This window comes from Aeromonas sp. R6-1 (assembly GCF_040908165.1).
GTDB lineage: Bacteria > Pseudomonadota > Gammaproteobacteria > Enterobacterales > Aeromonadaceae > Aeromonas > Aeromonas caviae.
Genome location: NZ_JBFODF010000054.1, coordinates 29,911 through 49,210, shown reverse-complemented (window position 1 = coordinate 49,210; position 19,300 = coordinate 29,911). Strand labels below are relative to the sequence as shown.

General features: G+C 63.0%; 16 protein-coding genes and 2 pseudogenes. 8 read left to right on the top strand and 10 right to left on the bottom strand.

Translation table 11 applies throughout. The annotated features are described in order from the left end of the window. Nucleotides 1–297 precede the first annotated feature (297 nt). Entirely contained in the window at nt 298–1,062 is a 765-nt protein-coding gene (locus AB5Y68_RS19080; protein ID WP_039041013.1) for an EAL domain-containing protein, read from the top strand. Between the two features lie 165 nt (nt 1,063–1,227). Further along, on the top strand, nt 1,228–2,001 hold the full coding sequence (locus AB5Y68_RS19075) for a hypothetical protein (protein ID WP_219596321.1): 774 nt from the start codon (nt 1,228–1,230) through the stop codon (nt 1,999–2,001). A 57-nt stretch (nt 2,002–2,058) separates the two neighbouring features. Here the strand turns inward: AB5Y68_RS19075 and AB5Y68_RS19070 are convergent, their stop codons facing one another. Next, the gene (locus tag AB5Y68_RS19070; protein ID WP_368207479.1) at nt 2,059–2,235 is read right to left on the bottom strand and encodes a hypothetical protein; all 177 of its coding nucleotides are present in this window, start codon (nt 2,233–2,235) and stop codon (nt 2,059–2,061) included. Between the two features lie 104 nt (nt 2,236–2,339). Between AB5Y68_RS19070 and AB5Y68_RS19065 the strand changes: the two genes are divergently transcribed. After that, entirely contained in the window at nt 2,340–2,744 is a 405-nt protein-coding gene (locus AB5Y68_RS19065; protein WP_010672394.1) for a hypothetical protein, read from the top strand. Nucleotides 2,745–2,837: 93 nt separating this feature from the next. Here AB5Y68_RS19065 and AB5Y68_RS19060 read toward each other — a convergent pair whose 3' ends face one another. From AB5Y68_RS19060 to norV, 8 genes and pseudogenes are all read right to left on the bottom strand, one after another. Beyond that, the gene (locus tag AB5Y68_RS19060) at nt 2,838–4,058 is read right to left on the bottom strand and encodes an aromatic amino acid transporter (protein WP_039041010.1); all 1,221 of its coding nucleotides are present in this window, start codon (nt 4,056–4,058) and stop codon (nt 2,838–2,840) included. 198 nt (nt 4,059–4,256) lie between these two features. After that, nucleotides 4,257–5,471 (bottom strand): annotated as a pseudogene (locus AB5Y68_RS19055) (aromatic amino acid transporter). Between the two features lie 70 nt (nt 5,472–5,541). Continuing rightward, nucleotides 5,542–7,008, bottom strand: coding sequence for a tryptophanase (tnaA, locus tag AB5Y68_RS19050; protein ID WP_010672391.1), 1,467 nt, complete (start codon nt 7,006–7,008; stop codon nt 5,542–5,544). Nucleotides 7,009–7,211: 203 nt separating this feature from the next. After that, nucleotides 7,212–7,283: a tryptophanase leader peptide gene (gene tnaC / locus AB5Y68_RS19045; RefSeq protein ID WP_223302601.1), complete on the bottom strand. Its 72-nt coding sequence runs from the start codon at nt 7,281–7,283 to the stop codon at nt 7,212–7,214. Between the two features lie 188 nt (nt 7,284–7,471). Then, nucleotides 7,472–8,689, bottom strand: coding sequence for a 4Fe-4S binding protein (locus AB5Y68_RS19040; RefSeq protein WP_039041008.1), 1,218 nt, complete (start codon nt 8,687–8,689; stop codon nt 7,472–7,474). A gap of 122 nt (nt 8,690–8,811) precedes the next feature. Further along, nucleotides 8,812–9,150: pseudogene (locus AB5Y68_RS19035) on the bottom strand (DUF1971 domain-containing protein). Nucleotides 9,151–9,201: 51 nt separating this feature from the next. Next, nucleotides 9,202–10,353, bottom strand: coding sequence for an NADH:flavorubredoxin reductase NorW (gene norW, locus AB5Y68_RS19030; protein WP_039041007.1), 1,152 nt, complete (start codon nt 10,351–10,353; stop codon nt 9,202–9,204). Further along, nucleotides 10,350–11,834, bottom strand: a complete 1,485-nt coding sequence (gene norV / locus AB5Y68_RS19025; protein ID WP_039041006.1) for an anaerobic nitric oxide reductase flavorubredoxin — start codon at nt 11,832–11,834, stop codon at nt 10,350–10,352. The genes norW and norV overlap by 4 nt, the downstream gene beginning before the upstream one ends. A 170-nt stretch (nt 11,835–12,004) precedes the next feature. Here norV and norR point away from each other — a divergent pair, with 170 nt between their 5' ends. Further along, on the top strand, nt 12,005–13,531 hold the full coding sequence (norR, locus tag AB5Y68_RS19020) for a nitric oxide reductase transcriptional regulator NorR (protein WP_103255141.1): 1,527 nt from the start codon (nt 12,005–12,007) through the stop codon (nt 13,529–13,531). Nucleotides 13,532–13,614: 83 nt separating this feature from the next. On the opposite strand, the gene AB5Y68_RS19015 is transcribed toward norR, so the two are convergent. Further along, complete coding sequence (locus tag AB5Y68_RS19015; protein ID WP_010672385.1) at nt 13,615–14,619, bottom strand: substrate-binding domain-containing protein; 1,005 nt, start codon at nt 14,617–14,619, stop codon at nt 13,615–13,617. A 435-nt stretch (nt 14,620–15,054) separates the two neighbouring features. Between AB5Y68_RS19015 and AB5Y68_RS19010 the strand changes: the two genes are divergently transcribed. From AB5Y68_RS19010 to livG, 4 genes are all read left to right on the top strand, one after another. Continuing rightward, the gene (locus AB5Y68_RS19010; protein WP_039041003.1) at nt 15,055–16,176 is read left to right on the top strand and encodes a branched-chain amino acid ABC transporter substrate-binding protein; all 1,122 of its coding nucleotides are present in this window, start codon (nt 15,055–15,057) and stop codon (nt 16,174–16,176) included. A gap of 66 nt (nt 16,177–16,242) precedes the next feature. Continuing rightward, nucleotides 16,243–17,169: a high-affinity branched-chain amino acid ABC transporter permease LivH gene (gene livH / locus AB5Y68_RS19005; protein ID WP_368207476.1), complete on the top strand. Its 927-nt coding sequence runs from the start codon at nt 16,243–16,245 to the stop codon at nt 17,167–17,169. A gap of 82 nt (nt 17,170–17,251) precedes the next feature. Next, nucleotides 17,252–18,520 (top strand): high-affinity branched-chain amino acid ABC transporter permease LivM, encoded by a 1,269-nt coding sequence (locus AB5Y68_RS19000; protein WP_039041002.1) that lies wholly within the window; start codon nt 17,252–17,254, stop codon nt 18,518–18,520. Then, on the top strand, nt 18,517–19,290 hold the full coding sequence (gene livG, locus AB5Y68_RS18995; protein ID WP_010672381.1) for a high-affinity branched-chain amino acid ABC transporter ATP-binding protein LivG: 774 nt from the start codon (nt 18,517–18,519) through the stop codon (nt 19,288–19,290). The genes AB5Y68_RS19000 and livG overlap by 4 nt, the downstream gene beginning before the upstream one ends. Nucleotides 19,291–19,300 lie beyond the last annotated feature (10 nt).

Genomic DNA, 19,300 nt, shown 5'->3' with positions numbered 1-19,300 from the left:
CACGGCCACCCATATTTCCACTCCGGCTGGCCGCCGCAGGCTCACAGGAACAACCGAAACAAAAGCATCTCGTTCGTCCGATTACGCTGCGCTAATCGAACCTACGGGGCGACGGAAGCCTACGGAGTATGCTGCTTGGTATTGATCGGTCATTGTCGAATCCATCATGGCCCCGACTTTGCCACACAATCCTCTACCCGATACCCGCCAGCCCCAAGGAATAACCTCTGCCGGCGAGAGAGGAGCTGTTATCCTTTGAGGCAATCTCTCGCGACCCCACGCCTTGAAAGGAACGTCATGGACATACCTGCCGCCCCGTCCTCCCCCCTCTGCCAGCAGTGTCATGAGCAGGTGGATCTCGACTTCGATTTCACCATGGCCTTCCAGCCCATCGTCGATTGCAGCCAGCGCACCCTCTTCGGCTATGAGGCCCTGGTGCGGGGGCTCAACAACGAGCCGGCGCAGAGCGTGATTGCCCGGGTCAACGACGGCAATCGCTACCGCTTCGACCAGCTGTGCCGGATCAAGGCCATCGCGCTGGCCGCCCGGCTCGATATGCGGGGCATGCTGAGCATCAACTTTCTGCCCAATGCGGTCTATCGCCCGGAGCGCTGCATCCGCACCACCCTGCAGGCGGCCCGCGAGCATCTCTTTCCCATCGAGCAGATCATGTTCGAGTTCACCGAGGTGGAACAGGTGCAGGACAACCGCCATATTCGCGGCATCGTGGATCACTATCAGGCCCTTGGCTTCAAGACGGCGATCGACGACTTTGGCGCCGGTTACTCGGGCCTGAGTCTGCTGGCCGATTTTCGCCCCGACATCATCAAACTCGACATGCACCTGCTGCGCGGCATCGACCAGGACCCGATCCGTCAGGCCATCGTTCGCCACTGTCTGGCGCTGTTTACGGAGTTGCAGATCACCCCGCTGGCGGAAGGGGTCGAGACCCGCGACGAGATGGCCTGCCTGCGGGAGATGGGCGTCAGCCTGATGCAGGGCTATCTGTTTGCCCGCCCCGGCTTCGAAACCCTGCCCGAAGTGGATTTCGCCAGCCTGTGAGCGGCGCTGGCCATCTCCCTTGGTTGGCGTTCATTCGGGCAAGGCGGGACGGGAGGCGGCCTGGAGGATGTCCACGGGCGGACGGCAGAAAGCGCTGGACCGGGCAACCCCCTGGGCTAGGATGGGACTGTCACCCTTTGCAACCACCGCTCTGACAGGGACACCATGGCGCAGGTTTCAGGATACCGCTTCTTCGCTCTTTCACTGCTCTTGCTGCTGGCCTTCCAGGTATGGGGGGCGCAAGGCAGGGGCAACATCACACTGGTGAGCTCCCTTGAAACCAGGGAGTCCCCCTATGGTCGCTGGCTCGATCTCATCTATCGGGATGCGTTCGCCCGCCTGGGCTATGACTTCCAGTACCAGGGCTACCCCGGGGGACGGGCCCCCCTGCTGGCAGAGCAGGGACAGGTCGATGGCGAGATCCACCGCGCCGCCAGCTACCAGCAGCAGACCCGCACCCTCCAGCGCGTGCCCGAGCCCCATTTCGCCGTCTCCTATCAAGCCTATGCCCACCAGCCCGGGATCCAGTTGCAGGGGTGGCACAGCCTGCAGGGCACCGGTTATCGGGTCGAGTTTCGCCGTGGCGCCAAGCTGCCGGAGATGATGCTGGGCAAGGTGGTGGCACCGGACCGGCTCTTTGCCATCGCCACCGCCGAGCAGGGGATGGGCAAGCTGCTCAAGGGGCGCAGTGACCTCTATGTGGAGCAGACCCTGATTGCCAGCCAGGCCCTGGCCGCCCTGACGCGCCAGGACCCGGGCTATGCCGGCATCTACTCCGCCGGGGTGATGGAGCTGGCCGATTCTTACGTCTATCTGCACGAACGGCATCAGGATCTGCTGGCCCCCCTTGCCGGCGTGATCCGGCAAATGAAGCAGGACGGCACGGTGGCGCGCTATGAGCAGCAGGCCATGGCGGCTGAGGGCACCAGCCAACCTTAACGTCCTCTTTTTCCGCAAGCCCTCCCGCGCCCTGACCATGCAGGAGACCCGGGGCGATCAATTCTGTCGCAGACTCATGGCCGCAGCGGGCACCCTGTTCGTCAACACCACGTTGACAAAAACGCCCCCTGTATCAGGGAACTCGCCATATAAAACCCCATCGACCTTGTGTTCATCTGGCTTGTGGCCAAAAGGCACCATGTCCGTCTGTGCATACCCCAAATCTTGCAACATCCCCCGCTCCGACCGCCCCATCATTTCGATGGAGTCGCGTCATCGTTCAGGCATATCTTCCCCTCGAGGCCCGTGCCAGGGCCCGATCACAGGAGCAATACATAATGAAAAAAGCAGTAACGGCCGCCTTGCTGGCCATGATGATGGCGGCCTCGGTTCAGGCGGCAGACAAGGTGACCACGGTGCCGGTGCACTTCGCCAAAGGCGCGCACAGCGCCAAGGTTGACGGCACCTTCTCCGGTTATGACACCATCAACTACACCCTGGGCGCCAAAGAAGGCCAGACCATGACGGTCGCCATCACCGGCAGCACCAATGCCAACTTCAACGTCTTCGCACCGGGCGCCATCCCGGGTCAGGCCGAGGCACTGGGCGGCGGCAACGTGGACACAAAATGGCAAGGCACCCTGCCCAAGTCGGGCAAGTACCTGATCCAGGTCTACCAGATGCGCGCCACCGCCCGTAAAGGCGCCAAGGTCCCCCACTCCCTGTCGGTCGGCATTCAGTAACCGACGCCAATATTGCCTGTGTGACAAGCAAGAAGGAGCCCATGAGGCTCCTTCTTTGTCATTGTGTGCTGGCACTGCGACCCGGGTAACGGCTCAGCCCTTGTAGGCGGGCAGCAGGTCCACCATGTTGAGCAGGTGGAAGGCGGCGGTCAGCACGCCGAACAGGATCACCAGGACGATCATGAAGAGGCCGCCGGGGGCGCGGAAGCCCTCGCCACCGTCTTCGCGCCGGGCCGCCCGCACCTTCCAGGCCAGCAGGGGCGGGATGATGCAGGTCCACAGGGTCGCTACGGCGCCCGCATAGCCGATGGCCACCAGGAAGCCGAACGGGAACAGCAAGGAGAGCACCAGGGGCGGCAGGAAGGTCACCGCCCAGGACTTGGCGCGGCCACCCCGGCTATTGTCGAACTTGAACAGATCCGCCAGGTAGTCGAACACCCCGAGCCCCACCCCGATGAAGGAGGAGAGGATGGCCGCCATGGAGAAGGCGTTGAGGGCGCTGGCCACCGCCTTGGACTCGATCACCGAACCGAGAGCCTTGAGCAGGGCATCCACGTTGCCCCCCTCTGCGATCACCGGGCCGAACTCGCTGCGGGGCAGGTTGCCAAAGACGCTCACCAGCCAGATGAGGTAAAACGCGAGCGCGATCAGGGTGCCCCCCAGAATGGCGCGGCTGGCGCGACGCTCTTCACCGTAGTAGGCGCGCATGGAGGAGACCGAATGGTGGTAGCCGAACGAGGTGAGCGCCACCGGCAGCATCACCAGGGCATAGGGGGCGTAGCTCACTTCGCTGCCCACCCGGTCGAGCAGCAGATCGAGGCGCACGTTCATCGACAGGCCCGAGATGCCGAAGGCAAAGCTCAGCCCCATCAGGATCACCAGCAACACCGAGATGCGGTCCACCGCCCGGGTGGAGTGCCACACCAGCAGGGAGAAGGCCAGGGTAAAGAGCACGGACGCCCACTGGCTGCCCATCCCCGTCATGCCGTCAATGATGAGACCGGCCGAGGTGATGTAGGCATAGAGCAGGATGCCGCCGACGAAATAAACGCTGAGATTGTTGAGGGCGTTGACCTTCTCCCCCAGCAGATCCCGGGTCACGGTATCGAAGGAGACGCGCAGAGGATAGCCCCGATAGGACTCCAGCAGCATCCAGCCGGAGACCGTCATCACCACCATGGTCAGTGCCACCGCGAGCATGGACCAGAGGGTCCAGGCGCCCGCCCCCGCACTCGGCAGCCCCAGCATGCCGGCCCCCACACAGACGCCGGCAATGATGCATGCCCCGCCCACCAACGATGGTTTCTGTTCCATTACTCCCCCAAACGGATTGTCGACTGGTCACGGCACACCGCCGTGCTTCTCCTGCGTTCGCCACTGCTGGCGCCGGGGGACTTTACCCTGCATGCCTTCGGGTATCAAATCCGGAGGGAAAATGGGGGGAAACGGGCCGGATCCTGCGCCCCATCCGTGGAATATGCTCGGGATGGGGCCAGGTTCAGCACACCAGGGTCAGCCGGTGTAGACGGGCAGCAGACCCGCCATGGCCATCAGGTGGAAGATGGCGGTAAGCACCCCGAAGACGATGACGGCCACCACCATGGGCTGGCCGCCGGGAGCCTTGAACCCCGCCTCGTCCGGGGCCAGCTCCCGGGACTTCTTCGCCAGCAGGGCCGGGATGATGCAGGCCCAGACGGTCGCCGCGGCCCCGGCATAGCCGATGGCCACCACGAAGCCGAACGGGAACATCAGGGAGAGCGCCAGGGGGGGCAGGAAGGTCACCGCCCAGGACTTGGTGCGACCGGCGCGGCTGTTGTCGAACCGGAACAGATCCGCCAGATAGTCGAACACCCCGAGCCCCACCCCGATGAAGGAGGAGAGGATGGCCGCCATGGAGAAGAGGTTGATGGCCTGGGAGACCTGCCTGGACTAGATCACCGAGGCCAGCGCCCCGAGCAGCACATCCACGTCGCCCCCCTTGGCGATGACGGGGCCGAAGGCGGGACGAGGCAGGTTGCCGAAGATGCTGAGCAGCCACAGCAGATAGAGCGCCAGGGCGATCAGGGTCCCCCCCAGGATCGCCTGCCTGGCTTTCTGCTCCTCGCCGTAGTAGGCGCGCATCGATGCCACCGAGTGGTGGTAGCCAAACGAGGTGAGCGCCACCGGCAACATGGCCAGGGCGTAAGGGGCGCGGCCCAGCTCCTCGGCAAAGGAGTTGAACAGCTTGGCGGTGTCGACCTTGCTGGCAAGCCCGGAGACCCCGAACACGAAGCTCAGCACCATAAAAACGATCAGGACGACCGAAATCCTGTCCACCGCCCGGGTCGAATGCCAGACAAACCAGGAGAACACCAGCACAAACAACACCGAGGCCAGCTGGCTATTGATGCCCAGCAGGCCGCCCAGGATGAGACCCGACGAGGTGATATAGGCATAGAGCAAAATGCCGCCCACGAAATAGACGGTGAGGTTGTTGAAGAGATTGATCCTGCGACCGAGCAGATCCTTGGTCACCGAGTTGAAGGAGGCAGTCAATGCGTAGGGTTTCAGGGCTTCCAGCAGCATCCAGCCTGAAACCGTCATGATGACCATGGTGAGAATGATGGCGAGGGTTGACCAGCTGGTCCAGGCCCCGGCTCCCGCGCTCGGCAGCCCCAGCATGCCGGCACCGACACAGACGCTGGCAATGATGCAGGCCCCTCCGATGACGGACGGTGTTGATGTCATGTGTGTCACTCCAAATCTTTCACAGAGCAGTGAAAAAAAAGGGCACAGAAAAATCTGTGCCCCTGACTCGTTATGCTTCTATCAATTTTTTCTGCGTCTTGCCGGCTGACGGGTCGTTATGCTCGACCTCTTTCAGTCTGGCGGTGAAGTGACGCAGCACGGCCGGCTCGTAAATGAAGTCCAGCCCCTTCACCCGGTGGGCGTTCTTCTTCACCTCGCCGAAGGCCTCGATGACAAAGTCCATGTGGGTCTGGGTATAGGTGGCACGGGGGATGGTCAGGCGCAGCAGCTCCGCCGGGCAGGGGTGCTGCTTGCCGGTGGCGGGGTCGCGCCCCAGCAGCAGGGAACCTATCTCCACCGCGCGGATGCCGGCGACCTTGTAGAGCTCGCAGGCCAGGGCGTGGGCCGGGAACTGATCCGCCGGGATGTGGGGCAGCAGCTTGCCCGCATCCACGAAGGCCGCATGGCCCCCTGCCTGCTGGCACACCACGCCGATGGCCTCCAGCCCGTCCACCAGGTACTGCACCTGGCCGATGCGATAGGCCAGCCAGTCCTGGCGCATGCCGTCCCGCAGGCCCACCGCCAGGCGCTCCATGGCGCCCCCTTCCAGGCCGCCATAGGTCGGGAAGCCTTCCTGCACCACGCACAAGGTGCGGCACTCGGTGTAGACGTCCAGCATGCTGTCATCCTTGAAGCACAGCAGCCCCCCCATCTGCACCATGGCATCCTTCTTCGCCGACATGGCGAGGCCGTCGGCGTACTTGTAGGACTCTCTGGTAATCTCCTCGATGGTCCAGTTCGCGTAGCCAGGCTCCCGCTGCTGGATGAAGTAGGCGTTCTCGGCGAAGCGGGCGGAGTCCATGATGACCGGGATGTCGTACTTTCTGGCGATCTCGTACACCGCCTTCAGGTTGGCAATGGAGACCGGCTGCCCCCCGGCGGAGTTGCAGGTGATGGTGCTGACGATGTAGGGCACGTTGGCGGGGCCCGCCTCCAGGATGGCCTCTTCCAGCTTCACCAGATCGAAGTTGCCCTTGAAGTCGGCGGTGACCGAGGTATCGAACGCCTCCCTGGTGTAGACGTTCTTCGCCACGCAGCAGTTGATCTGGGTGTGGCCCTGGGTGGTGTCGAAGAAGTAGTTGGAGAGGGCCACCATCTTCTTGCGATCCAGCCCCTTCTCCTGCTCCCGCTTCTTGATGAGCACGGGGATGTAAATCTGCTCGGCGCCGCGCCCCTGGTGAGTGGGGATGGTCAGGGAGTAGCCGAAGATCTCCTGCACCGCCTGTTGCAGGGCATAGTAGCTGCGGCTGCCGCTGTAGGCCTCGTCACCGCGCAGCATGGCGGCCTGCATGTCCTGGGTGATGGCGCCGGTGCCGCTGTCGGTCAGCAGGTCGATGAAGACGTCTTCGCTGTCCAGCAGGAAGGGGTTCATGCCCGCCCGGACAATGGCCTCTTCCCGATAGGCACGGGTGGTGCGTTTGACCGGCTCGATGACACGAATACGGAAGGGTTCGGGCAGATGCTTGAAGTTTTCCATAATATAAACACCCCAGATTTAAATATTCAGAATGAGTCTCTTCCCCCGCCGAAAATAGAATGTCCGGCAGGTGGGAAATATTGGTAAATAGGTGCACGACATCGCCTCGCCAGAATAAACAGGCGAAGACGGGTGCAGCTATTTCAGTTCAGGAATGGAGGCGGGCTCGTGACATGGCAGGCATGCCGCGCCGCCGCGGGGAATTACAGCGGGAAGAAGAACGCGATCTTATGGTCCAGGGTAAACCACTTGGGATAGCTGACCTTGATATTCATGTTGTTGCTCATCCAATTGATATTAACAACGCCAAATAACAGCACCCATTATGGTGGGGAGCGCTATATGATCAATTGCAATATGAGCAAAGTGGGATGGCGCTAACAATTTGGCGGGGGATTTTTATACAGCTTTTATCGCCAATCCGAAAGATCCCCCCATCATCCACCTTTTGCCCTTTCCCCCCTCAGTGGCTCAACCAGGGCAGCCGCTGCAACAGCTCGTAGCGGTCAGGGATCGGTGTCTGGCTGACCCAGAGATCCAGCAAGCCGTAGGAGAGCAGCGGCAACACCAGCAGCAACAGACAGAGCAGTCCCAGCAGTTGGCGGGGGGCGAGCCGGCGCCCCTGGGTGCCCAAGTGCAGCGCATCAGCCCGCTTGGGGCAGGCGGCCACGCAGCTCTGGCAGCTGGTGCACTCGAGACTGCGCACCGCGATAAGCTGGTGTACCTGGATGCGAGACGGGCAGGCCCGGCTGCACTTGTCGCAGTCGTGGCCCAGGCTTCGCAAGCAACGGGCCGGGTCACGGCGAATGCGCAGCGGGGTCAGCAGGCCGAGCAGGGCCATCCAGGCGCCATAGGGACAGAGGTAGCGACAGAACCCTTGCCGGAAGGTGGCGGTGAGCAGCAGCACCCAGCCAAGGCACAGGCCCGAGATCAGGGTCAGGTTGAAGAAGAAGGCCCCCATCTTCATGTCCGCCGCCTGATGGTAGGGGCTGGCAAGGTAGCCGGGCAGGGCGGCGGCGGGTACCGCCAGCAAGATGATGAAGAGCAGAAAACCGAGCACCAGAAACTTCTGGCCGCGCAACACGGCATCGAGCCAGCGCGGCGGGGTCCACTCCCCCGGCAACAGGCGCGAGCGCAGGCCGTGCAGCGACTCCCCCACCAGCCCGAGCGGGCAGAACCAGGCACAAAACGCCCGACCCAGCAGCAGGGCCGACAGGGAGAGCACCAGCACGGTGACGGTGGCCGCCGGGTGATGGGGGTCCGTCAGCCCCTGCCCGAGCCAGGCCCGCAGCCCGAGACCACCTGCGATGGGCAGGAAACCGTCCACCACGTCAGGGCGTACCAGCCAGGGGGTCATCCCCAGCCCCAACTGTCCGATATGAACAACATATTGAACCGCCACCAACACCCAACACAGCAGCAATAGCTGCCTGGTGGCCGTTCTGAGACGTTGACTGTCTATGTGGGCCAGCATGAGTAGGGGGCGATAGCGCAGCCAGAGCGCCAGAGTCGTGGCCACCAGCCCCAGTGCGAGCCAGAGTACCGAATCCGCCACCAGCAGCCAGAGCGCGGCGGCCAACAGCAGAGAGAGCGTCCAGCCCCAACCGCTGCGGCCCTGCCACAACAACAGAACCAGATAGACCAGACCCGAGGTCATGGTCAGGGCTTCCAACAGGCTCATGTTTCCCTCACTGTGCTCATCCGAATCGAGGGGGCAGGATAACCAACATCTGAGTTGATGATTTTGATCTGCATGGGCAGAGGGGGCATTTGCCCGCTCCGCCCCCTCAGCCTTAAACCCCGTTATTTGCGGCTGTGGAACAGCGGCTGGTCGGATTCGGCCTGCTCGGCCCAGAAGTGGATGTTGAAGCGGGCATCCTCCGACAGCTCAACCCTGTGCCAGTACTGGGGCGGGCTGGTGGCAAACTCCCCGGCCCGGATCACCAGGCTCACCTCGGGCTCCTCGGCCTGTTCGTCGGCAAAGCCGTGATAGGTGACTGTGCCCTCCATCACGCAGAGTTGGCCGAACACCCCGGCCGCGGTGTTGTGGTGGGTGAGCAGGGCCTAGGGCACATTCTCGCGGGTAAAGAAGGGAGTGGAACGGCGCACCACCCAGTGAGACGGGATCAGTTGCATGGCCATATCGGTTCTCCTCGTGTGGCCGGGTCGACCCGGCCGGTGCAATGAAAGGGGTTAACGGGGCAGCTGACGCAGCAGCGGGAAGGCGGCGCTCATCTGGTCACCCCCCACCACGAAGCCGCACAACTCGCCGGCTTGGTCGCGCGCCTCGGCCACCATGCCGTGGCTGTTCCAGCGGCACTGCCAGGCGAGATCCTCGCCCCGGGTGCGGCCAGCCAGTTGCAGCGGGTAGCGCGGCGTCTTCACCTTCACCAGCATGGGGGGCAGGGTCAGCGGGGTCGGTGTGCCGAGCAGGGTACGCGCCAGCGCATTGGCGCCCAGCACGATGGGTTGCAGGAAGGGGAGCAGCTGACCTTGCCACTGCACGCAATCCCCCAGCGCGAAGATATGGGGATCGCTAGTCTGCAGCCGATCATCGACCAGGATGCCGCGATCCACCTCCAGCCCGGCCCCGCGGGCCAGGGCCAGATTCGGCCGCAGGCCGATGGCGGCGATCACCAGATCCTGCGCACTGACGCGCCCGTCGGTCAGGGTGACGCGCCAGCCATCCCCCGGCTGGGCATCCACCCTGGCGAGACCCGTCCCGAACTGCAGACTGACCCCCTGGCTGCGCAGCGCCTGTTGCAGTGGCTGGGTCAGGGTGGCGGGCAGCAGGGCGCTGAGCGGGCTATCGGCCAGATCCAGCAGGGTGACCTCGCGGCCATCGCTCGCCATGTCCATCGCCAGCTCGCAGCCGATAAGGCCGGCCCCCAGCACCAGGATGCGGCGGGCCTGGCGCAGTTGCGCCTCGGTGGCGGCGTACTCCTGCTGGCTGTTGAGGGTGACCAGGTGTTCGCTGCCCGGCAGATCGGGGCGCACCGCGCTCGCCCCGGTGGCCAGCACCAGCTTGCCGTAGGGGAATTCCCCCTGCTCGGTCAGCACCAACCGCCGGGCTGGATCGATGCCGAGCACCGGGCTGTGGGGCAGCAGCGCGATGCGCTGCTGCTCGGCAAAGTCGCTGCCGCTAAGACGGGTCATGGCTGCGGCGGCGCAGCCCCGGCTCACCACATGGCTCAAGTCCGGCTTGTTGTACTCGTCGCCGCTGTCGGCGGTGATGAGGCGGATGGGCTGCTCGGCGTTAAGCTTGCGCAGGCTCTTGACCAGCTGCTGGGCAGCGAAGCCGCTGCCGATCACCACTATCTCGTCGCGCTGGGGGATGGCACTCATACGCAAGCCTCCACGGCGCAGGGTTCAAATACCTCCTTGCCGATGCCGCAGCCGGGGCAGAGGAAACTGTCCGGCACCTGGGCCCAGGGGGTGCCCGGCGCCACCAGCTGATCCGGCTCGCCCTGGGCCGGGTCATAGACCCACTGGCAGACCGTGCAGAGCATGGCCTGGTCGTCATCCCATTCGGCGGCGGCCGCTGCGGCTTGCGGCTCAACAGCAGGCATCGCGGGGACGGGCGTCACGGTTGTCTGGGTTGTGGTGATCGGGCGGGGTGCGTCCAGCGGGTGCAACGCCCACTGACGGGCGAGCTGGCGGCCGTGTTCGCGGCATTCCGCCAGCGCCGAGCCATCCGGCCGCCACTTGGCCTTGAGGGAGAGGCTGATGTCAAAGCCTGCATCCATCAATCGGGTCTGGATCCGGTCCACCGCACCACCTGTCCAGCCGTAGCTGCCGAAGGCCGAGGCGCGCTTGTTACGGAAGCGCAGGCCGGTGATCTCTTCGAGCATGCCCGCCACCTTGGGCATCATGACGTTGTTCATGGTGGAGGAACCCACCAGTATCCCCTTGGAGCGGAACACCTGGGTCAGGATCTCGTTCTTGTCGTGGCGGGCCACGTTGTAGATCTTCACCGCCACACCGGGGTCCACCTCGTGGATGCCCTGGGCGATGGCGTCCGCCATCATGCGGGTGTTGTTGGACATGGAGTCGTAGAAGAGGGTGATGCGGTCTTCCTGATAGTGGTCGGCCCACTCCAGGTATTTCAGGATGATCTGGGTGGGATCTTCGCGCCAGACGATGCCGTGGGAGGTGGCCACCATGCTCACCGGCAGGTTGAAGCCCAGCACTTCCTTGATCTTGGCGGTCACCAGGGGGCTGAAGGGGGTGAGGATGTTGGCGTAGTAGCGCTGGCACTGCTCCATCAGCTCGGTCTGATCCACCTCGTCGTTGAACAGGTGCTCGTCGCAGTAGTGCTGGCCGAAGGCGTCGTTGGAGAACAGCACCGCATCCTCGGTCATGTAGGTCATCATGCTGTCGGGCCAGTGCAGCATGGGGGTCTCGATGAACACCAGCTGCTTGCCGTTGCCGATGTCCAGGCTGTCACCGGTCTTGACCGGGTGGAAGTTCCACTCCGGGTGGTGATGATGGCCGGTGATGGAGTCGATGGCGTTGTGGGTGCAATAGATGGGGGTGCCTGGGATACGGGCCATCAGCTCGGTCAGGGCGCCGGCGTGATCCTCCTCGGCGTGGTTGATCACCACGTAGTCGATGGAAGCGAGATCGATCTCGGCCGCCAGGTTCTGCACGAACTCACGGCTGAACTTGTGATCGACGGTATCGATCAGCACATTCTTCCCTTCGCGGATGAGGTAGCTGTTGTAGCTGGTGCCCTTGTGGGTCTTGTACTCGGTGCCGTGGAAGTCGCGTACCTCCCAGTCCCGTTGGCCGACCCAGTGAATGTTGTTCTTGACGTGAATGCTCATCAGGCAGTTCCTCGGATGCAATAGTGGATGTTCAACTGAACCAGCTATTGCAGCGGACGTGCCAAAATGTAACTCGTTGTTTTTAATGGCTTCGCATATCACTCGTTGTCATTAAGACACCACACCTTTATAGTCAAAATCACAAATACACTGTCATTTGGACAATCATCGTGATCTCGACCGACAGCCTGGCGCGCATCGCCCTCGACCTGCAACTCGGCATCTCTCATCAGGACCGCTTCCACCGCCTGATCCAGAGCGTTCGCAGCCTGCTGAACTCGGATGCCTCGGCCCTGCTGCGCTACGAGGGGGGCCAGTTCATCCCGCTGGCCATCGACGGCCTGATGCAGGACGTGCTGGGTCGCCGCTTCGCCCTCAAGGATCACCCGCGCCTCGAGGCCATCGCCCGCGCCGGGGATGTGGTGCGCTTCCCCGCCGACAGCGCCCTGCCCGACCCCTATGACGGCCTGCTGCCGGATCACGACGACTTCAAGGTGCACGCCTGTGTCGGCCTGCCGCTCTTCTCGGATCAAGCGCTGATCGGCGCCCTGACCATAGACGGCATGAACCCGACCCAGTTCGACGGCATCAGCGACGAGGAGCTGCGTCTGGTGGGGGCCCTGGCCGCCGCCGCCCTCGACAACGCCCTGCTGCTGGAGCGGCTCGCCCGCCAGAGCAGCGAGCCCCTGGTCCCCGGCACCCGGCCCGGCCCTGAGCAGCCGGAGATGATAGGCCACTCCCCCGCCATGGCCCGGTTGCGCCACGAGATAGACGTGGTGGCCAGCTCGGAGCTGAACGTGCTGATTTTGGGGGAGACCGGGGTCGGCAAGGAGCTGATCGCCAAGGCGGTGCATGGCGGCTCACCCCGCGCCCATGCCCCCCTGGTCTACCTCAACTGCGCCGCCCTGCCGGAATCGGTGGCCGAGAGCGAGCTGTTCGGTCACGTGAAGGGGGCCTTCACCGGCGCCATCCACAATCGGGCGGGCAAGTTCGAGCTGGCGGACAAGGGCACCCTGTTCCTCGACGAGATAGGGGAGCTGTCGCTTGCGCTGCAGGCCAAGCTGCTGCGGGTGCTGCAATACGGCGATCTGCAGCGGATCGGTGACGACACCCCGCTCAAGGTGAATGTGCGCATCCTGGCGGCCACCAACCGGGATCTGAAACAGGCGGTGGTCGAGGGGCAGTTTCGGGCCGACCTCTACCACCGGCTGAGCGTGTTTCCGATCCACGCCCCGGCACTGCGGGAGCGCCCAGGCGACATTCCCCTGCTGGCCGGTTACTTTTGCGAGCGCTGCCGGCTCGGCCTGGGGCTGGAGCAGCTGCGTATCCAGCCACAGGCGCTGCAACTGCTCGAGCGCCACGACTGGCCCGGCAACGTGCGGGAGCTGGAGCACGCCATCCACCGCGCCGCCGTGCTGGCCAGGGCCGAGCAGGGCAGCCCCTCGCCGACCCTGGAGCCCCACCACTTCAACCTGGGGCCGACGGGCTCATCCCTGCCCGCCGACACCGTCAGCCAGCCCGCCTCCCCGGCCATTGCCGGCCTCGGCCTTCGCGCCGCCACCGATCTGTTCCAGCGCCAGCTGATCGAGCAGACCCTGACGGCCCATGACGGCAACTGGGCTGCCACTGCCCGGGCACTGGATCTGGACGGCGGCAACCTGCACCGCCTCGCCAGGCGGCTCGGCCTCAAGGCCTGACGCCCCCAGATACGAGAGGGGCCCAAAAACAGAAACCCCCTCGCTGGCGAGGGGGTTTCTTGTTCATGGCACCCGTGGCGCCGTCAGCGCAGGGACTTGACCGAGCGGCGGACAATGAGCTCGGGCTGCACCGTCATGGACTCCACTTCCAGCTCCTTGTTGCGGATCCGGCTCACCAGTTGCTGCACCGCCAGCAGACCGAGCTCGGCCTTGGGGTGGCGGATGGTGGTGAGCGGCGGGCTGGAGAAGCGCGCCATCTCCACGTCGTCATAGCCGATCATGGAGATATCGTCCGGCACCTTGACCCCGGCCTCCCAGGCGGCGCAGATGGCACCGATGGCCATGGGATCGTCGAAGGCGAAGACCGCAGTCGGGCGAGGGGTGAGGGCCAGGATGCGCTGCATGGCATCGAAGCCGCTCTGGCTCTCGTAGTCCCCTTCGAAGATCTGCTCTTCTTTCAGGGTCATCCCCTGTTCAGCCAGGGCATCGCGCACCCCGTCCAGCCGTTGCTGGGTAGTCGGCTTGGCGAGATGGCCGGTGATGCAGACGATGTTGGTGTGGCCCTGCTCCAGCAGATGGCGCACCGCCAGACGCGCGCCGATGCGGGCGTTGTCGTTGATCACGTTGGCGAAATCGCACTCGTTGCCCCAGTCCAGCACCACTTGCGGCACGTTTTTGTGGATACGCAGCATGTCCCTGAACTGGGTGTCGATATCGGTCCCCAGCACCAGCAGACCGTCGACCCGCTTCTCCATCAGCATGCGCAGATAGTGCTGCTGGCGGGGCGGCTGGTTCTCGGTGTTGCACAGGATCAGGCTGTAACCCTGCTCGAAGCAGTAGGCTTCCACCCCCTGTACCACTTCCGCGAAGAAGGGGTTGGCACTGGTGGTCACCAGCATGCCGATGGTCTTGGTCGAATTGATCTTGAGACTGCGCGCCACCGAGTTGGGCGCGTAGTTCAGCTCTGCCACCGCCTCAAGCACTTTCTGGGTTGCGTCTTCGCTGACCCGACGGGTGTGATTGAGTACATGTGAGACGGTGGAGATGGATACGCCTGCGCGCGAGGCGACATCCTTGATAGTTGCCATCTCTGTCTCCTGAATAACAAAGGCGGAACAGTAGCAGATTTCCCGAATAAAGGCTTGGTTTTAACGGGCGCTGCCAGTGAATTATCAATGCTGGCTAATCTATGCGGTCATTTCTTTTTGCGCAAACGGATTTTGGTCAAAATGAGAGCGGACGCAGAATGAAATATCGTCAGTTTTTTACTCTGTAAATTGTCACCATGACAATTTGTTATCTGTATGTTGCACCACCTTTACAACATTAAACTCCGATAAACAGCAATAAACTGCGCGTTAGTTTCACAAAACCCCTCTCGCGCCTGCTCCGGTTAGTATCTTTAACATCTTGTTATTGCCCGGCGAGGAATGATAGAACCTTATCTATCGCCGGGCTGGCGGGACACAGGCTCGGTATGACGTGCATAAAATGAAACAATTCACTGATTAAGGGACGAATCAATGCATAACTTCAGTAAAATGGCAGTCAGAGCAGCGGTTTCTTTGGCTCTGTTTGGATCAGTTTCCATGGCCAATGCGGCGGATACCATCAAGATCGGCATCGCCGGCCCCCTGACCGGCCCGGTCGCCCAGTACGGTGACATGCAGTTCACCGGCGGCAAGATGGCGGTCGAGCAGATCAACAAGGCGGGCGGCATCAAGGGCAAGCAGATCGAAGCCGTCATCTATGACGATGCCTGCGATCCCAAACAGGCCGTGGCCATCGCCAACAAGGTGATCAACGACGGCGTCAAGTTCGTGGTCGGCCACCTCTGCTCCGACAACACCCTGCCCGCCTCCGACATCTATGAAGATGAAGGGGTCCTGATGGTCACCCCCGCCTCCACCAACCCCAAGATCACCGAGCGCGGTTACCAGCTGACTCTGCGCACCATCGGTCTGGACAGCGACCAGGGCCCGACCGCCGCCAAGTACATCATCGAGCAGGTCAAACCCCAGCGCGTGGCCGTCATCCACGACAAGAAACAGTACGGTGAAGGCATCGCCTCCAGCGTGAAAGCGGCCCTGGACAAGGCAGGCGTCAAGGTCGTGGCCTATGAGGGCATCACCGCCGGCGACAAGGACTTCTCCGCCCTGATCGCCAAGCTGCAAAAAGAGAACGTCGACTTCGTCTACTACGGCGGCTACCACCCGGAGCTGGGTCTGATCCTGCGCCAGGCTGGCGAGAAGGGTCTGAAGGCCAAGTTCATGGGTCCGGAAGGCGTGGGCAACAAGGACATCTCCGCCATCGGCGGCCCGGCTTCCGAAGGCCTGCTGGTGACCCTGCCGAACAAATATGACCTGGTGCCGGCCAACGCCCCCATCGTGGAAGCGTTCAAGGCCAAGGGTCAGGACTCCTCCGGTCCGTTCGTGTGGACCACCTACGCCGCCATGCAGGCCCTGGCGGCCGGTATCGCCAAGGCGGGCGAGGATGATCCGGCTGCCGTCGCTGCCGCCATCAAGGCCGCACCGATCGACACCGTGATGGGCCCCCTGACCTGGGCACCGAACGGTGACCTGAAAGGCTTCGAATTCGGTGTCTTCCAGTGGCACGCCGACGGTACCTCCACTCAACTCAAATAATCTGCCGGTCGGGGTGACGTGAGTCACCCCTCCTTTCTTTGCGGGCAAGTACACAGGGAACGCGGTATGTCCGAACACCTTCTTTATCTGGTTCAGCAGTTGCTGAACGGATTGACCATAGGCAGCACCTATGCGTTGATCGCCATCGGCTACACCATGGTCTACGGCATCATCGGCATGATCAACTTCGCCCACGGCGAGGTCTACATGATCGGCTCCTATGTCGCCTTCATGGTGATGGCCGGGCTCATGATGATGGGCATCGACAGCACCGTGCTGCTGCTGGGGGGCGCCTTCCTGGTCAGCATCATCATCACCGGCAGCTATGGCTGGTCCATAGAACGGGTGGCCTATCGTCCACTGCGGGGCGGCAACCGCCTGATCCCCCTCATCTCCGCCATCGGCATGTCGATCTTCCTGCAGAACATGATGCGGATGGCCCAGGGCTCGCGTGACATCGCCATGCCCACTCTGATCTCCGGGGGCTGGACCCTCGGCGGCGAGGATGGCTTCCAGGCCAGCCTCTCCTACATGCAGCTCATCATCTTCGTGGTGACCTTCGTCACCATGCTGGCGTTGACCCAGTTCATCGGCCGCTCCCGCATGGGGCGTGCCTGCCGTGCCTGTTCCGAAGACATCAAGATGGCCAACCTGTTAGGGATAGACACCCACGTGGTCATCTCCATCACCTTCGTGCTGGGGGCCGCCCTGGCCGCCGTCGCGGGGGTGCTGCTCGGCATGTACTACGGTGTCATCAACCCCTATCTCGGCTTCATGGCGGGCTTGAAGGCCTTCACCGCTGCGGTATTGGGCGGCATCGGCAGCATTCCTGGCGCCGTGATCGGCGGCCTGTTGCTCGGCGTGGTAGAAGCGCTCACCGCCGGTTACCTCAGCACCGAATACAAGGATGTGATGGCCTTTGCCCTGCTTATCTTTGTGCTGCTCTTCATGCCCACCGGCATCCTGGGTCGTCCGGAGGTCGAGAAGGTATGAAAAACCAATCTATGCATGCCCTCGTGCTGCTGTTCATGACCATCACTGGCATTCTCGGCCGTCCGGAAGTGGAGAAAGTCTGATGAAACGTCAATTTATCCATGCCTGCATCGCCAGCCTGGTGCTGCTGGTGCTCTCCTTCTGGCTGCTCGGCTTCAAGCTGGAGACCGATGGCTCCCGCCTGCTGGTGGTGAGCCGCCTCGATGTGTCGCTGGCCTGGCTGCTGGGGGGCGCCACCATCGTCTTCTGGTTCCAGATGCTGCGCGGCCAGATAAGCCGGCTGTTCCAGGCCTCCATCAGCGGCTTCTCCGTCGGCTTCACCAAGCTGGTGCTGCCAAGCCCCGAAGAGGCCCCCAAGCTCTATAACCTCACCGCCGTGCTGGTGCTGCTGTTTGCGGTGAGCTGGCCCTTCATGGCCTCTCGCGGCGCCATCGATCTGGCCACCCTCACCCTGATTTACATCATGCTGGGGCTGGGACTGAACGTGGTGGTGGGCCTCGCCGGTCTGCTCGACCTCGGCTATGTCGGCTTCTATGCGGTCGGCGCCTACAGCTACGCCCTGCTCAACACCTACTTCGGTCTGAGCTTCTGGGAGTGTCTGCCCATCGCAGGTCTGCTGGCGGCCACCTTCGGCTTCCTGCTCGGGTTCCCGGTGCTGCGGCTGAGGGGGGACTACCTGGCCATCGTCACCCTAGGCTTTGGCGAGATCATCCGCATCCTGCTCAACAACATGACCACCCTGACCGGCGGTCCGAACGGGATCTCCGGCATTCCGAAACCGACCCTGGGGGGGCTCGAGTTCAACCGCACCGTCAAGGATGGGGGCTTTGGCACCTTCCACGACTTCTTCGGCATCGCCTACAACGCCAACCACAAGGTGATCTTCCTCTACCTGATGGCCCTGGTGCTGGTAGTGGCGACCCTGTTCGTCATCAACCGCCTGCTGCGCATGCCGCTCGGCCGTGCCTGGGAGGCGCTGCGGGAAGACGAGATCGCCTGCAAGTCCCTGGGGCTCAACCCCACCATCATCAAGCTGACCGCCTTCACCATAGGCGCCTGCTTCGCGGGCTTTGCCGGCAGCTTCTTCGCCTCGCGCCAGGGCTTCATCAGCCCGGAATCCTTCGTCTTCATCGAGTCGGCCATCGTCCTTGCGATTGTGGTGCTGGGAGGCATGGGATCCCAGATCGGGGTGGTGCTGGCGGCCATCGTGATGACGGTGCTGCCGGAGCTCGCCCGCGAGTTCAACGAATATCGCATGCTGATGTTCGGTCTCTTGATGGTATTCATGATGATCTGGCGGCCGCAGGGACTGCTGCCCATGAGTCGACCCCATATGGAGCTGCGTAAATGAGCAACAATCAACCATTGTTGGATGTCTCAGATCTGTCGATGCGCTTTGGCGGCCTGCTCGCGGTCAACGGCGTCAAGCTGGATGTGGAAAAGGGGGAGGTGATCTCCATCATCGGCCCCAACGGGGCGGGCAAGACCACCATCTTCAACTGCCTGACCGGCTTCTATCGCCCGAGTGGCGGTGTCATTCGCTACAAGGGTGAAGAGATCCAGGGGTTGCCCGGCCACCTCATCGCCCGCAAGGGCATTGTGCGGACTTTCCAGCACGTGCGCCTGTTCAAGGAGATGACAGCGGTGGAAAACCTGCTGGTGGCCCAGCACAGGCATCTCAATACCGGCTTCATCGCCGGCCTGTTCAAGACCCCCTCCTTCCGCCGTGCCGAGAAAGAGGGGCTGGAGCAGTCCGCCTTCTGGCTGGAAAAGGTGGGCCTCAAGGATCTCGCCAACCGCGCCGCGGGCAACCTGGCTTACGGCCAGCAGCGCCGGCTCGAGATCGCCCGCTGCATGGCGACCCGGCCCGAGCTCCTGATGCTGGATGAACCGGCCGCAGGCCTCAACCCCAAGGAGACCGACGAGCTCAACGAGCTCATCTCCAACCTGAGGGACGAGTTCGGGGTCTCGGTGCTGCTGATCGAGCACGACATGAAGCTGGTAATGGAGATCTCCAACCGCATCTTCGTGGTCAACCAGGGCACCCCGCTGGCCCACGGCAAACCGGACGAAATCCGCAGCAATCCGGCGGTGATCAAGGCCTATCTGGGCGAGTCGTAAGGACAAAAAG